Raw genomic sequence first — 15424 nt, forward strand, 5'->3', positions numbered from 1 at the left:
TGCGCCTATAAGAAAAGAGAAATTCAGCATGGGGAAATAAGAATATTACCTAAAGGCGGGGAATTTCACTGCGGAAAAACAAACTACGCGGGGAGTAAAAGAAACAGTCCCTCCCCTGTCGGGGAGGAACAAATCGCATCAGGCCGTTTTTTTACGACCGTACACAGCCCAGGTGATCACCACACACAACAGGTAGAACACCAGGAAAATTTTCATCGCGCCCGCCGGAGAACCGGTCAGCGCCAGGGAAGTGCCAAAGGCTTTCGGAATAAAGAAACCGCCGATGGCGCCAATCGCCGAGATAAACCCCAGAGCGGCTGCGGAATCGGTTACCGCTTCGCGCTGTGCGCTTTCGTCGCTCCCGCCTCGAGCCTTAACGCGCTCGAGGGTAATTTTACGGAAGATCACGGCGATCATCTGGAAGGTCGAGCCGCTGCCCAAACCGGCGGTAAGAAACAGCAGCATAAAGACGCCGTAAAACGCAATAAAGGACCCCGCATGCCCAGCCCCCGGTAAGGTCAGGAACAACAGTGCGGCAAACACCGCCATCAACACAAAGTTAATCAGCGTAACGCGAATACCGCCAAACCGATCGGAAAGCGCACCGCCAACCGGCCGTGCCAGGGCGCCGAGGAACGGGCCGAAGAAGGCATAATGCAGGATCACCACGTCCGGAAACTGCGTCTTCGACAACATGGCGAAACCGGCGGAAAAACCGATGAAGGATCCGAAAGTGGCAAGATACAGCAGACTCAGCATCCACAGATGGCCACGCTTGAGCACCGGCAACTGTTGTCTGAGCGAGGCCTTCGAAGCCGCCAGGTCGTTCATGCCGAACCAGGCCGCCAGCGTGGCGATCAACAGGAACGGCACCCAGATCCACGCGGCGTTCTCCAGCCACAGTTGACTGCCGTCCGGCTGAACCTGGCCCGTGCCGCCAAAAACGCCGAACATGGCGATGGAGATCGCCAACGGGGCCACCAATTGCATCACGCTGACGCCCAGATTGCCCAACCCGCCGTTCAAGCCTAATGCGCCGCCCTGCCTGGCCTTCGGAAAGAAGAAACTGATGTTGGCCATGCTGGAGGCAAAGTTGGCGCCGGCGAAGCCGCACAGCAGAGAGATGATGACAAAAACGCCATAGGCGGTAGAGGTATCCTGAACCGCAAACCCCAGCCACAGGCAGGGGACCAGCAGTAAACAGGTGCTGATTGCCGTCCAGCGGCGGCCGCCGAACATCGGGATCACGAACGAATAAGGCACGCGCAGGATGGCGCCCGAAACGGAAGGCAGCGCGGTGAGCAAAAAAAGTTGGTCGGTAGTGAAATTGAAACCGACCTTGTTCAGATTGACCGCAACCGCGCTGAACAGCATCCAGACGCAGAAAGCCAATAGCAGGCAAGGAACGGAAATCCACAGGTTGCGACTGGCAATCGCCTGACCACGCTGTTGCCAGAACTCGGTGTCCTCAGGTTGCCAGTTCTGAATAACCGCACCTGTTTTTTTTGATGATGACATTGCAGATTGCGACATAAAAACCTCAGAGACAGGGTGATAACTCCGCACACCCTAGGTGGCGGCCCCCAGGTCAAAGTTGATGTAAATCAATCGGAGTGCAGGTAGTCATGCGCGGCAAACGAACCGACATCCCTTTGTGAGTAAGCGGCCATTATTTGTAATGTTATTTAAAATCAATTATTTGCATTTTATTTTCCGCCACTGCTACCCGCCTGTAGCGGCGCGCGGAAACTAAGAGGTACTTCGTTAGAGGTATGGGGTTGCCTGCAAGTATGGTGAAAAATAGCGCCAAATCGTTACCGCCTTCGCTGGCACAGCCTGCTTTCGCCCTCTGGTTTCCAGCCGTCGCCACACTCTATCTCCGGGGATCCAAGCAACATGAAACGCCTGTTAGCTCCACTTTCCATCGTTAATCAGGTAGCCATGCTGATGATACTGCTAGGCATATTGGGCATCGCCGGAATGGGCATTTCCGCCTGGATGTCGCAGAGCATTCAGGGCAACGCGCATGCCATCAATAAGGCCGGCTCGTTGCGTATGCAGAGTTATCGCCTGCTGTCGCAGGTTCCGCTGGATGCTCGCAGCGAAGCGCTGGTTCGCGAACTGGATCAGGCTCAAGACAGCCCTGATCTTCAGCGTTCGCTGGAACAAGAAGAGATGACTGAACAATTTCAGGCGCTGCATGATTATTGGCAGCTAACCCTGCTGCCGCAGTTGCGTCAGGCTAGGCACCCGGCCGACGCTGCGCCGCAGGTCGCGCATTTCGTCACCCTGCTGGATAAGCTGGTGTCCGACATTGACCGCCAGACTGAACGGCGGCTGTTGATGGTGACGCTGGTACAGGCGGTATTTATCGCTCTGACGCTGTTCTTGTTGGTCGGCACCATCTGTTACCTGCGCCGTCGCCTGCTGCATCCATGGAGGCAACTGGTGGCGATGGCGCTGTCGGCGGGCCGTGGCGATTTCAGCCGGCGTTTCGCCCAACGCGGCCACCAGGATGAAATGGCCTCGCTCGGCGGCGCGTTAAACACCATGTCCGACGAACTTTCCGCCATGTACAGCGGGCTGGAGCAACGGGTGGCGGAAAAAACCGCCGACCTGCAACAAAAAAACCAGGTGTTGAGCTTCCTCTATAAAGCCAGCCGCCAGTTGCACGGCAATGAGCCTTTGTGCAGCCGCCTGACGCCGATACTCAATCAACTGCAAAGCCTGACGCCACTGCGGGCCATTCAGGTTCGTCTGTACGAGAACAACAGTCAGGAACAATTCGTACAATTGAGCGGCAACCTGCCGCTACGACCGGAATACTGCACCAACCCGGTCTGCAGCGCCTGCCTGAACGACGAGGGCCAACAACACGCCCATCACCCTTCCCTGAGCTGGAGTTTAAGCGACAAACTGGGGGATTACGGGGTGATCGTCGCGCAGCACCTACCGCAACAGCCGCTAAATGACGATCATCACCAGTTGGTTAACACGTTGGTAGAACAACTGACCAGCGTGTTGGCGATTGAACGCCAGGTCGATCATCAGCAACAGCTGATGTTGATGGAAGAGCGCGCAACGATTGCGCGTGAGTTGCATGACTCCATTGCTCAGTCGCTGTCGTGCCTGAAAATGCAGACCAGTTGCCTGCAAATGCAGGGCGCGGAGCTCTCGCCCGCCAACCTGGCGCTGGTGCGACAAATGCGTGAAGAACTGAACATCGCTTACCGCCAATTGCGCGAGCTGTTGACCACGTTCCGCCTGCGCCTGACCGAACCGGGGCTGCTGGCGGCGCTGCAGTCAACGGTACAGGAATTTAGCCAGCGGCTCGGCGTTGCCATCGATCTCGATTACCAGTTGACGCCACGCACGGTGCCTTCTTATCAGGCTATTCACCTGTTGCAGATCGCCCGCGAAGCCTTAAGCAACATCAATAAACATGCCCAGGCCAGCCGGGTAAGCATTCAGGTGGTCAATCGACGAGGCGAAGTTACCCTGAGCGTCTGCGATAACGGACGCGGGCTGCCGGAAGAGACCGACCGCCCCGATCACTATGGCCTGATAATTATGCGCGATCGCGCCAAAAGCCTGCACGGCCACTGCGAGATTTTACCCTGCAGCGGCGGCGGCACTGAAGTCCGGGTGGTATTCAAACCGGACAACCACGCCATCGATTAATGAGAGAAACCATGACGACTGAAACCGCTGCCACCATTTTACTGATTGATGACCATCCGATGCTGCGTAATGGCGTAAAGCAGCTGATCGCTATGGACCCACGCCTGCAGGTGATTGCCGAAGCCGGCAATGGCGAACGGGGCGTCGCGCTGGCCGAAGAGCACGATCCTGATCTGATCCTGCTCGACCTGAACATGCCGGGCATCAACGGCCTGGAGACGCTGGATCGCCTGCGCATGACCGCGCTATCGGGCCGCATCGTGGTGTTTAGCGTCTCAAATCACGAAGATGACGTGGTCAGTGCTCTGAAACGCGGTGCCGACGGCTACCTGCTGAAAGACATGGAGCCGGAGGATCTGCTGAAGGCCATGCATCAGGCGGCAGCCGGCCAGATGGTGTTAAGCGAAGCCCTGACACCGGTCCTGGCCGCCAGCCTGCGTGAGAACCGCCCCAGCGCCGAACGTGATATCCAGCAACTGACGCCGCGTGAGCGCGATATTCTGAAACTGATCGCCCAGGGCCTGCCGAACAAAATGATCGCCCGCAGGCTGACGATCACCGAGAGTACCGTCAAGGTGCACGTCAAACACCTGCTGAAAAAAATGAAGCTGAAATCGCGCGTTGAAGCCGCCGTCTGGGTGTTGCAGGGGAAAAACGGTTAATCCCCGCCGTTCAGTGGCCCGGTCTGTGCCGGTATCGCCGGCGTTTGCAAGGTTTTCGCCGGCGGCAACCCCTCGTCGGTGCCGGAAGACAGCGTCAGGGGCGGCGTCACTTGCAGTTGGATCCAGTTGGATGTCACTAACTGGTGTTTATCGTCTTCCAGCGTAACCGATAAAGAGTAACTGTTGCTTGCGCCCGGAGAGGCATCCCACTCAGGCACAATCAGGCTCCAACCGTGCGGATCGTTACCGTTTTGCGGCGGCGTCAGGCTCAGAGCCTGGGTATCCCCCTGCCAACTGACGCGGGCGATTTTGTTGGCCGCTTTGATTTCAAGCACCAGCGGCAACGTTTCCCCTTCTTTCAGGCTCCACGGCGGCGTAGCCAAAAACACCTGCAGCGTTTTGCGTTGTCGGAACGCCAACACCGGGACATTTTTGCGTTCGATATTGTCATAGCGGCTACCGCGCAGCGACTTGGCCTGCGCAACGTACTCCGGCGATATCTGTTTCACCAGGGGCACACCAAGACGGTAACTCAGCGCCAGTTCGATCTGATCCTGGCTCACCCCGCCTTCGCCCATCTTGTGCAGCGCTTTCACCGTCACCAGCGGCACCGGCGTGTAATTTACCCCAAACTGCATGGCACGCGGATCGCTTTGCTTTTTACCGCTGCCGAACAGATCGACATTCTCCCCCCAGTACTGCTCATAGCTGAGAGAACCGCCAATCTGGCGGTAGAATGGCAGGTAGCCTTGAGTGGTAATGTCATAGCCGTTCGCCGGTCGGCTGAGGAACACCGCGTCATTTTTCTGCTGCGCCAGCGCCGACAACGGATAGTAATAATTGGCGGAAAAACGCAGGAAATCGCCCCAGGCTTCGGCGCCCACGCTGGCACGGTTGTGCCGGCGCTCAAAATCGCTGTCAAACACCGTGTTATACCCCAGCAACCAATCCCCGGCGACCCAGCGTTGCCCAATCCCCAGGTTGCCCAGCGAACCGTCGTTTTGCTGCAAAAGACCGAGCTGGCTGTAAGTCAGCAAGCCGTTTACGTCATACAGCGGGCTGAACAGTTGGCCGCTGCTGCCGGCAAAATCCCCCTGATTGGACACCGCCAGCGACAGTTTAGCGGTGCCCAGCGGCGATAACAGCTCCTGCGCTTGCTGCTGCAAGACGTCGTTTGCCTGGCCCAACACATAGTTCTCGGCGCGGGTACGCACCTGCTGGCCGGAAACGTTATTCAAATTACGTTCCCCCAGTTGTTTGGCCATGGTGGCCCACTCTTTCTCACGCGCAGCGTCGTCCTGGGCGTTGCCGCCAAGCTCGGGCAAATCATTGCCCGACGAATGAGCGAGGGAATCGGGTGCCGGCGGGGATTCAGCCTGGGCGGGCAACGCGCCGCAAAACCAGGCAAGTGGCCACACCAGCAGCGCCGCCGGTAAACTGCCGGTCAGGCGAGGGAGAAAATGAACGGCTTTTTTCACTCTGCAGCGTGTTTTTTGTCTAACGTCAGTCATTACTCTGTCGCCATCCCCTCATCCGGAGAGCAAGGCGCATCAATCCTTTTTTTGCTGCGGCCACTCCAGGCGGCAGACAACTCAACCTTCGCACACTGGTAACACAGGGCATTTATCCCCTTTCGAGGGCCCGGCGCCACAGCGCATCATGAATACCCAAGCCTAGTGGATTTGCGATGAGAAACCATCGGATAAACCTCAGTTATTCATGTGACAATGTAACAAAACCACCACCACCACAGAGGCGATGGCATCAAACCATAAAATGCCCGGTTCCGAGCCGCCAAAAGGAGTGAATTCACTTTATTTCACCTGAAATTTTGCCGAAAAAAACCTCAACCGGAAATCAACATGGCCAATAACATCTTGATTATGCGCAGCAATACACAATTTTTTGCTATCCCTCTTTTGGCTGAACAATACTTTGCGGCCAGGCTCGCAATGCCAATCATCGATGGCGTCATTTTTCCCAATCAACCGTATTTTGCCACTATTTTGAACGCTGATTTCAGCTCGGTAAGGACGTTTTATGCTCGACGACGCGCAACACGATCTCTGGCATCGCTGCCTGTTTATCCCGGCACTGCTGCTTGCTGCAGCCATCGCTACGCGGTTGATTCACTGCGTATCGGCAAGCCTGTCGGGGCCCTCGCCAAAGCAAACTCGCTGGGTGATGGGAGCAGCCCTTTGCGCCGGGCTGGCGGCATTGCCTTTCGGCATGCCGCTCCTGCACCGCGTGGTGTTGCTGCCGGTGGCGGCGGTATTGATCGCGTTGGCGTTTATCGATTGGCGGCACCGCTTGTTGCCGGATCGCCTGACACTGCCGCTGCTATGGGCCGGGCTGCTGGTGAACCAGCAAGGCTATTTCACTTCGCTGGCGGAGGCGGTGTCAGGTGCCGTCGTCGGTTATCTGTCGCTGTGGCTACTCAACGCGGCCTATCGCCGCCGTCATCAACGGGATGGCATTGGGCAAGGGGATTTTAAACTGTTGGCGGCATTAGGCGCCTGGGTCGGCTGGCCCGCCCTGCCGATGTTGGTCACCGGTGCGGCGGCAACGGGATTATGCGCAGTGGCCATTGCCGGCCTGATGCGCAAACCCGGCTGGCAAGCCCCGCTGCCGTTTGGCCTGTATCTGGCGGCGGCGGCCTGGCCGTTGCTGCTATCGGCGGCCGGCGGGGAATTCCCGCCGTCAACGGGGTATAACGCTAAATTTCACCTTATTTCACTCTGGCGGTAAATGGGCACAGGGCCATTTTACCGCTGTTATAGCCTGCTGTCGGTACGGCTGTTATGGCGACGCTTCATCTGCCCCGCTATCCTTTGGCTAAGCCCAAACGGGGTTTTGCCTAAATCAATACGGGAGTTATATGATCGGTCATGGTTTATCCGCACTCGCGCTCGGCGCGGCGTTACTGACGGGGTCACTGTCATTCGCGGCACAGGCGGCCGGCACCTTTACCCTCACCTCGCCGGCGTTTCAGGATGGCGGAATGCTGGCGCAAAAATATGCCGGCGCGACGCCGGGCAATGCCAGTTGCACCGGCGATAACGTTTCACCGCCGCTGAACTGGGCCAACCCACCGGCAGGCACCCAAAGTTTCGCTCTGCTGCTGTCCGATCCCGAAGGGCGCAGCGGCCTTGGCGTCAGCCATTTGGTGGCCTACGGCATTCCCGTCTCGGCCAGCGGCTTCGCCGAGGGCGATCTCACCCTGGGCAAAGGCTTTATTGGCGGCAAAAACTCGCAGGGCACTGCGGTTTATCACGGCCCTTGCCCCCCGGCCGGATCAGGGTTACACCACTATACTTTCGTGTTGATCGCCACCGATCTCGCGCCCCATGCACTTGGCCCGGGTTTGACGCGCGAACAACTCCTGGAAAAGCTGCAAGGCCACGCCAAGGGCGGCGCGGGCATTATCGGCCGCTTTGGCCAATAGCCGTTCAGGCCGTCAACGCCTCTGCCGGGGTCTCTGCGGTCACCGCCGCAGCGCGGTACAGGCTGACCACCTCACCGATAACCAGCAGGCTGGGCGAAACCGGCCGCTGCCGGGCCATGATCGCCGGCAGTTCGCCCAAGGTGCCGATCAATACCCGCTGCTGCGGCTGGGTACCGCGTTCAATGATCGCCAACGGCATCTCCGCCGCCATACCATGGCGCAACAACTGTGCGGCGATGGTTTCACTCAAGGCCAGCCCCATATAAAACACCAGCGTTTGCCCCGAACTGACCAATCCCGGCCAGTCCAGATCCACCTCGCCGTTACGGCAGTGGCCGGTAACAAAACGTACCGACTGCGCGTAATCCCGGTGGGTTAACGGAATGCCGCTTGCCGCCGCACAGCCACTGGCGGCGGTAATGCCCGGCACCACATGGCAGGCCACGCCATGACGCTGCAACCAGGCCATCTCCTCGCCGCCACGACCAAAAATAAAAGGGTCCCCCCCCTTCAACCGCACCACCCGATTGCCGGCCTGCGCCAGCTCTACCAGCAGTTGTTCGATCTCCGATTGCGACAAAGTGTGGCAGCGCAGGGATTTACCCACGTCGATACGCAACGCCTCCGCAGGCAGCAGCGCCATCACCGCCGGGGAAACCAGGCGATCAAACACCACCACGTCCGCCTGCTGGAGAACCCGCAGCGCCTTCAACGTCAGCAGCTCGGCATCCCCCGGCCCGGCACCGACCAACCACACTTCACCCCGGCGCACCGGCTGGCGACGATCCCCAGCCAACATCAGCATTTCAAGTGCTTTCATTGCATCACCTCCGCTATGCCACCCGTTGGGCCGCGTGCTGTTGAATCAACTTTTTCAGTTCCGGCAAACAAGAGCCGCAGTTGGTGCCGCATTGCAGACGATCGCCCAGTTCACTGGCGCTGTGGCAGCCCGCCTGAATCGCCGCAATAATGCGGTTCTCGCCCACGCCGAAGCAGCTGCAAATCGTCGTCCCGCCCGCCGGCTCCCCCGCAGCCCCTCGCCCCGCTAACAACGCCAAGCGCTGCGATCCGCCGACCGGCGGTTGTGCAAAAGCGCTCAGAATTGCCGGTCGATCGAGCATCGGAGCCTGTTGGCGAACATAAAACGCCAGTTGCACCTCGTTCTGACGCCAGCCAATAACGTGCAAACCGCGCTGAGCCAGCTGTGCGGTCTGCAGCGTCAGCCCCGCCAAGGGGAAGTGCCGCCGCAACCAGTCCTGCCAGTCTTCGACCGGCCGTTGCCCGGCCATGATGTAGTGGGTCAGGCCCTCCTGCGCTACCCGGCTCCAGTAAATGCCCACCGGTGGCGCCACCTCGGCGCGCAGGAAAATCTCCGCCTGCCAGCTCGTTGGCCACAAGCTGACCCGTACCGGCGCATGTTTGCTTTCCGGTTGGCCGGAATGAGCATCGACCACCGGCGGGATCAGGCTGTCGACCCGGCCCTGAGCGGTAAACTGACCATTCCAGTGCATAGGCGCGAATACGCTGCCGCGCCGCTGCCCCGGATGGCACTGGGCTCGCGCCAGCATCCAGCCATGGGGCGAACTGAGCCGCACCAGGGCGTTATCGGCAATGCCCAACGCCGCAGCATCCTGCGGGTGCATTTCACAAAACGGCTCGCTGAGATGGCGCATCAGACGCGCCGCTTTGCCGGTGCGCGTCATGGTGTGCCACTGATCGCGGATACGGCCGGTGTTCAGCACCATCGGGTAACGCGGCGATACCGCATTTTGCGGCAGGCGCGGCGTCACCGGCAGCAGTCGCGCTTTGCCGTCCGCATGGAAAAAGCGGCCATCGCTGAACAGACGCCGGCACCCGCCAGGGTGCTGGGTATTGACCGGCCACTGCACCGGCGCCATACGCGACCACTGCTCCCGATCCCCCTGCGCCAGCAGGCTGATATCGAACGCGCGCGTTCCGTTATTCTCAAACCCTGACAACGCGGCGTGCTCACTGAAAATCTCCGAAGGGTGCCGGTAGCCGAACGCCGCCCCATAGCCCATGCGCCGTGCCACCTGGCTGAGGATCCACCAGTCGGCCCGCGCCTCTCCCGGCGGTGGCAAAAACGCGCGCTGGCGGGATATGCAGCGTTCGGAGTTGGTGACGCTGCCCTCTTTTTCGCCCCAGGCCAGCGCCGGCAGGCGGATGTGCGCCAGCTCTGCGGTATCGGTCACCGCCATCACTTCCGACACCACCACCAGTGGGCACTGTTTCAACGCCTGTCGCACCGCGTCCGCATCCGGCAGCGACACCGCCGGGTTGGTGCCCATGATCCACACCGCCTTCACCTGCCCGGCGGCCATCGCCTGGAACAGTTCGACCGCGTTCAGGCCGGGTTGCCTGGCAATGCCCGGCGACTGCCAGAAACGCTGCACCCGGTCGGTATCCTCGTCGCTGAACCCCATATGCGCCGCCAACTGATTAGCCAGCCCGCCCACTTCACGCCCGCCCATCGCATTCGGCTGGCCGGTAATGGAAAACGGGCCGCTGCCCGGCCGGCCAATGCGCCCGCCCGCCAGGTGCAGGTTGATGATTGCATTGCATTTATCCGCACCGCTTGAAGACTGGTTGATGCCCATGGAATAGAGCGTCACCCAGTCGCGCGATGTTTCCAGCAAGGCGAAAAAGGCCAGTACGGCGCTGAGCGGCAGTTCGCAAAAATCCGCTACCCGTTCCGGTGCCCAGTCGGCCACCGCCGCCAGCGCTTCCTCCACGCCGTTGGCATGCTGATGCAAAAAGGCGTTATCCAGGCCGTCGTGCTGCGCCAGCCAGCGCAGCGCTCCGGTAAACAGAGCAGCGTCGCTGCCAGGGCGCAGCGGCAGGTGCAGATCGGCAATATCGCAGGTCGCCGTCTCTCGCGGATCAATCACCACCACGCGCATCTGCGGCCGCTGCTGACGCGCCTTCACCAGCCGCTGATACACCACCGGGTGCGCCCAGGCAGTGTTGGAACCGGTCAGGATCACCAGATCCGCCTGTTCGATGTCCTCATAACAGCAAGGCACCGCATCGCCACCGAACGCCCGCTTGTAACCCACCACCGCCGATGCCATGCACAGCCGGGAGTTGGTGTCGATATTGGCCGCGCCGATAAAGCCCTTCATCAGCTTATTGGCGACGTAATAGTCCTCGGTCAGCAACTGGCCGGAAGCGTAAAATGCCACCGCCTGCGGGCCGTGTTGCTCGATCACGCGGCTAAAACGCAGCGCCACCTGCTCCAGCGCGTCGTCCCAGCCCACCGTTTTGCCGTCAACCTGCGGTTGCAGCAAGCGGCCCGCCAAATCCAGGGTTTCTCCCAACGCGCTGCCTTTCACGCACAGTCGCCCCTGATTTGCCGGGTGGGCGACATCACCGCTGACCGCCACCGCGCCGTCGCTGCGCTTTTCGACGGCGACGCCGCAGCCAACGCCGCAGTAAGGACAGGTGGTGCAGTGTGCGGCGGTCATGATGCAGCACCCGTCGCTTCCGGCATGGCGGCCTGCACCGCCAGCGGCTGGCTGCACACCCAGACTCTGCCCGCCGTCACCCGTACCGGCCAGGCGGTAACACCAGATTGCGCGTTATCCACACAGCTGCCGTCGCTCAGGCGGAAACGCTGCTTGTACAACGGGGAGATCACCACAGGCACACCGGCTACGTCCCCCAGCAACCCGCGCGCCAGCACGTTGGCCTCGCTGTCCGGCTCCTGATTCGCCAGCGCATAAACGCCGCTGCCCGGCAGATGGAACAGCGCAATCTGCCGCGGCCCCAGACGTGCGGCAATGCCGGCGTTGACGGGAATGTCCGCCAACGCGCAGACATCCAGCCACTGCTCGCCTGCGGCCGGGGCCGGTTGCACGTCGATAACCTGCCCGCGTTCCTCTCCGCTGGCCGGGCGGCGCTGCCCGCGCTCCGGCTGCCAGACAATGGCTTCGTCCGGCCGATCGCTGTTCACAAAGGCGCGGAACAGCTTAAGACGATCCGGGCTGGCGAGCGTGGTCTGCCATTCGCACTGATAGCTGCCGACCACCGCCTGCATGTCGTTTTCCAGATCGGCGGCGATACCCAGGCTATCCTCCAGCACTACCTCACGCAGGTAATCCAGCCCGCCTTCGAGGTTATCCATCCAGGTGCTGGTGCGCTGCAGGCGATCGGCGGTGCGGACATAGAACATCAGGAAACGATCGACCATGCGGATCAGCGTGGCGGTGTCGAGATCGCTGGCGAACAAATCCGCATGCCGTGGCTTCATGCCGCCGTTGCCGCACAGGTAGAGGTTCCAACCTTTGTCGGTGGCGATCACCCCAACGTCCTTGCTTTGCGCTTCTGCGCATTCGCGCGTGCAGCCGGAAACCGCCATCTTGATTTTGTGCGGCGCTCGCAATCCCTTGTAACGGTGCTCCAGTTCAATCGCCAGCGCGGTCGAATCTTGCACGCCATAACGGCACCAGCTTGAGCCGACGCAGGATTTCACCGTACGCAGCGACTTGCCGTAGGCATGGCCGGTTTCAAACCCGGCGTCGACCAGTTGCTGCCAAATTTCCGGCAGTTGCTCCAGGCGGGCGCCAAACAGGTCGACCCGCTGGCCGCCGGTGATTTTGGTGTACAGTTGATAACGCTGGGCGATTTGGCCGATGGCGATCAGCCCTGCCGGGGTAATTTCACCGGCCGGCACGCGCGGCACCACCGAATAGGTGCCGTCTTTTTGGATATTGGCGAAGAAACGATCGTTGGTGTCTTGCAACGGCAGGTGCTGCGGCTTGAGCAGGTATTCGTTCCAGCACGACGCCAGAATCGATCCCGCCAGCGGTTTGCAAACTTCGCAGCCGTGCCCATGACCATGTCGGGCCAGCAGATCGTCGAAGGTGCGGATATTGCCGACCCGCACCAGGTGATACAGCTCCTGGCGCGAGTAGGCGAAATGCTCGCAAACGTCCTTTTTCACCACCACGCCGCGTTGCTGCAGTTCGTGCTCCATCACCTGTTTCACCAGCGCGGCGCAACCGCCACAGCCGGTGCCGGCTTTGGTGCAGGCTTTCACCGCCGCCAAATCGCCGCAGCCCTGGTCCACCGCACAGCTGATATCGCCTTTACTGACGTTGTGACAGGAGCAAATCTGCGCCGTGGCCGGTAACGCCGATACGCCCAGCGCTTTTGGCGCGCCGCCGGCCGAGGCCGGTAGAATCAGGCTTTCCGGTGCGGCGGGCAGCGGCAGATCATTGAGCATCATTTGTTGCAGCGTACTGTATTCGCTGCTGTCGCCGACCAATACCGCCCCCAGCAGCCGTTTGCCGCCGGCATCAACCACCAGCTTTTTATACACTTCCGCCGGGCCGTCGACCCAGCTGTAGCTTTGGCTGCCGGGCGTATGGCCGTGCGCATCCCCGATCGACGCCACCTCGACGCCCAGCAGTTTCAGCTTGGTGCTCATGTCTGCGCCGCAGAACGCGTTTTCCCGCCCGGCCAGCAGATCCGCCAGCGTGCGCGCCATTTGATACCCCGGTGCCACCAGCCCGAAAATTTGGCCGTTCCATAACGCGCATTCGCCGATGGCGTAAATGGCGTCATCGCTGGTGCGGCACTGGCTGTCAATCACGATGCCGCCGCGGGGTCCCACCTCCAGTTCGGCGGCACGGGCGAGCTGGTCACGCGGCCGGATACCGGCGGAAAACAGAATCAAATCAGCATCCAGGGTTTCACCGTCGGCGAAATTCATACTGTGACGGTGTAACGAACCCTCGATAATCGCCTGTGTTTGCTTGCCGGTGTGTACGCTCACGCCCAGCGCCTCAATCTTTTTGCGCAGCATCGCCGCGCCGCCGTCATCCAGTTGCACCCCCATCAGGCGCGGCGCAAACTCCACCACGTGGGTTTTCAGCCCAAGCTGCTGCAAGGCATTGGCGGCCTCCAGCCCCAACAGACCGCCGCCGACCACCACGCCCACGCTGGCGCTGGCGGCACATTCGGCAATCGCCGCCAGATCCTCCAGCGTGCGGTAAACCAGGCAGCCGGGGCGATCGTTGCCGGGGATCGGCGGGACAAACGGATAAGAGCCGGTCGCCAGTACCAGGTGGTCGTAGGCCGTTTCGCGCCCCTCGGCGTCGATCACGCATTTGCGCCGGCGATCGATGGCGCAAACCGCCTGCCCCAGCCGCAGCTCAATCCCGGAACGTTCGAAGAAACCCGCTTCCACCATCGACAGCGAGTCGGCGCTGCGGCCGGAGAAAAATTCCGACAGATGGACCCGGTCATACGCCGCCACCGGCTCCTCGCCAAAGACCACAATGTGATACTGCTGATGCAGTTCGCGAGCGACCAGCTGTTCCAGGAAGTGATGACCGACCATGCCGTGTCCGGCAACCAGCAAAACGGGCTTATGCATATCCGATGTCCTCTCGTCAGACGCCTGCGGCGCCTCGGGTTCGCTACTGCCAAACAGCAGGGCTTCCGGCTGATTCACCGGCTGACCAAGCTGCCGCAGATAAAAAGGGCTGTCCTGGGCGTCGCCGTACAACACGACGCCCTGTAATCTGCCGTCGCGCACCAGCAGGCGGCGGTAATGCTGCGCCTGTGGGTCTTCGGCGTGATGAAGCTCGGTTTGCGCGTCGGCGATCATTTCGCCGGCGCTGAACATCTCGATGCCGCTGACCTTCAGGCGGGTATGCAGCGGCGCCGGTCGGTAGCCCGGCACCTGCTCACCGCTCAACCGCCGCGCCAACAACTCCGCCTGTTGCCAGCAAGGTGCCACCAGACCGAAGGTGGTGGCGTCGAGCTGGGCGCATTCGCCGATGGCGAAGATCGCCGGATCCTCAGTCTGCATCCGATCGTCGATCAAAATGCCGCGCTCGCAGCCCAGCCCGGCGGCCTGAGCCAGGCTGATTTCGGGCCGCACCCCGGCGGCAATCACCACCAGATCGCAATCGCACCGCTCGCCATTACTCAGCGTGGCAGCCTGAACCTGCTTTGTGCCGTGGAACCGGCTGGCCTCACAGGCCAGCCGACATTCGATACCGCGTTGCAACAGATTGTGTTGCAGCATCCGCCCGGCGCGGGCATCCAGTTGCCGCTCCATCAGGTGTGTGCCACGGTGCACCACGGTGGCGGTCATGCCGCGCTGCGTCAGGGCGGCGGCCGCCTCGATCCCCAACACGCCGCCCCCTACCACCAGCGCATGCCGCCCTGGCCGGCAGCGGCCAAGCATGGCTTCAACGTCGTCCAGCGTGCGAAAACCGTAAATGCCGTTCAGCGTCACGCCGGGCAGTTGCGGCATCAACGGACGCGAACCTGTGGCAAACACCAGCAGGTCATAAGGCACCTCGTGCCCGGCCGTCATCACCCGCTTGTGCCGCCGATCTACCGCCAGCGCCGGTTCACCGGCCAGCAGCCGCACGTCGTGCCGGTGATACCAGTCAAGATCGTGCAACAGGGTCTCGCTGAACGCCTTTTCCCCCGCCAGCACCGGCGACAGCAGAATGCGGTTGTAGTTGCCGCGTGGCTCCTCGCCAATCACCGTGATGGCATAGCGCGCGGGTGCCAGCCGGCAGAGCGTCTCCACCAGCCGCATCCCGGCCATGCCGTTGCCAATCACCACCAATTGGGTTTTGTCCATCATTCGGCT

The 15424-nt window shown here is 61.0% G+C and carries 9 protein-coding genes; 4 read left to right on the top strand and 5 right to left on the bottom strand.

All coding sequences use genetic code 11. From position 1 onward, the window contains the following. Positions 1–138: 138 nt before the first annotated feature. Positions 139–1533 (bottom strand): NarK family nitrate/nitrite MFS transporter, encoded by a 1395-nt coding sequence (locus tag ACUTQW_RS07760; protein ID WP_020439220.1) that lies wholly within the window; start codon positions 1531–1533, stop codon positions 139–141. 363 nt (positions 1534–1896) lie between these two features. Here ACUTQW_RS07760 and narX point away from each other — a divergent pair, with 363 nt between their 5' ends. Beyond that, positions 1897–3681: a nitrate/nitrite two-component system sensor histidine kinase NarX gene (gene narX / locus ACUTQW_RS07765; protein WP_020439222.1), complete on the top strand. Its 1785-nt coding sequence runs from the start codon at positions 1897–1899 to the stop codon at positions 3679–3681. Between the two features lie 11 nt (positions 3682–3692). Continuing rightward, the gene (narL, locus tag ACUTQW_RS07770; RefSeq protein ID WP_020439223.1) at positions 3693–4343 is read left to right on the top strand and encodes a two-component system response regulator NarL; all 651 of its coding nucleotides are present in this window, start codon (positions 3693–3695) and stop codon (positions 4341–4343) included. On the opposite strand, the gene ACUTQW_RS07775 is transcribed toward narL, so the two are convergent. Next, positions 4340–5854, bottom strand: a complete 1515-nt coding sequence (locus ACUTQW_RS07775) for a YchO/YchP family invasin (protein WP_037433060.1) — start codon at positions 5852–5854, stop codon at positions 4340–4342. The two genes, narL and ACUTQW_RS07775, sit on opposite strands and share 4 nt — an antisense overlap. Before the next feature lie 529 nt (positions 5855–6383). Here ACUTQW_RS07775 and ACUTQW_RS07780 point away from each other — a divergent pair. Together ACUTQW_RS07780 and ACUTQW_RS07785 are read left to right on the top strand one after the other, a co-directional pair. Next, the gene (locus tag ACUTQW_RS07780) at positions 6384–7091 is read left to right on the top strand and encodes a prepilin peptidase (RefSeq protein WP_006326053.1); all 708 of its coding nucleotides are present in this window, start codon (positions 6384–6386) and stop codon (positions 7089–7091) included. A gap of 130 nt (positions 7092–7221) precedes the next feature. Next, entirely contained in the window at positions 7222–7788 is a 567-nt protein-coding gene (locus ACUTQW_RS07785; RefSeq protein WP_037433062.1) for a YbhB/YbcL family Raf kinase inhibitor-like protein, read from the top strand. Positions 7789–7792: 4 nt separating this feature from the next. Here the strand turns inward: ACUTQW_RS07785 and cobA are convergent, their stop codons facing one another. From cobA to nirB, 3 genes are read right to left on the bottom strand one after another with little or no spacing between them, the layout of a single operon-like run. Continuing rightward, complete coding sequence (gene cobA, locus ACUTQW_RS07790; protein ID WP_064798947.1) at positions 7793–8608, bottom strand: uroporphyrinogen-III C-methyltransferase; 816 nt, start codon at positions 8606–8608, stop codon at positions 7793–7795. 13 nt (positions 8609–8621) lie between these two features. Then, a complete protein-coding gene (locus ACUTQW_RS07795) occupies positions 8622–11273 on the bottom strand; it encodes a nitrate reductase (RefSeq protein WP_064798948.1) in 2652 nt (883 codons plus the stop codon). Continuing rightward, the gene (nirB, locus tag ACUTQW_RS07800; RefSeq protein ID WP_422052949.1) at positions 11270–15415 is read right to left on the bottom strand and encodes a nitrite reductase large subunit NirB; all 4146 of its coding nucleotides are present in this window, start codon (positions 15413–15415) and stop codon (positions 11270–11272) included. The genes ACUTQW_RS07795 and nirB overlap by 4 nt, the downstream gene beginning before the upstream one ends. Positions 15416–15424 lie beyond the last annotated feature (9 nt).

The organism is Serratia sp. TSA_7, from assembly GCF_052692135.1.

Bases quoted from the DNA above. Each gene is read 5' to 3' on its own strand.
- ACUTQW_RS07760 (WP_020439220.1), bottom strand. From the start codon at position 1,533: ATGTCGCAATCTGCAATGTCATCATCAAAAAAAACAGGTGCGGTTATT.
- narX (WP_020439222.1), top strand. From the start codon at position 1,897: ATGAAACGCCTGTTAGCTCCACTTTCCATCGTTAATCAGGTAGCCATG.
- narL (WP_020439223.1), top strand. From the start codon at position 3,693: ATGACGACTGAAACCGCTGCCACCATTTTACTGATTGATGACCATCCG.
- ACUTQW_RS07775 (WP_037433060.1), bottom strand. From the start codon at position 5,854: ATGACTGACGTTAGACAAAAAACACGCTGCAGAGTGAAAAAAGCCGTT.
- ACUTQW_RS07780 (WP_006326053.1), top strand. From the start codon at position 6,384: ATGCTCGACGACGCGCAACACGATCTCTGGCATCGCTGCCTGTTTATC.
- ACUTQW_RS07785 (WP_037433062.1), top strand. From the start codon at position 7,222: ATGATCGGTCATGGTTTATCCGCACTCGCGCTCGGCGCGGCGTTACTG.
- cobA (WP_064798947.1), bottom strand. From the start codon at position 8,608: ATGAAAGCACTTGAAATGCTGATGTTGGCTGGGGATCGTCGCCAGCCG.
- ACUTQW_RS07795 (WP_064798948.1), bottom strand. From the start codon at position 11,273: ATGACCGCCGCACACTGCACCACCTGTCCTTACTGCGGCGTTGGCTGC.
- nirB (WP_422052949.1), bottom strand. From the start codon at position 15,415: ATGGACAAAACCCAATTGGTGGTGATTGGCAACGGCATGGCCGGGATG.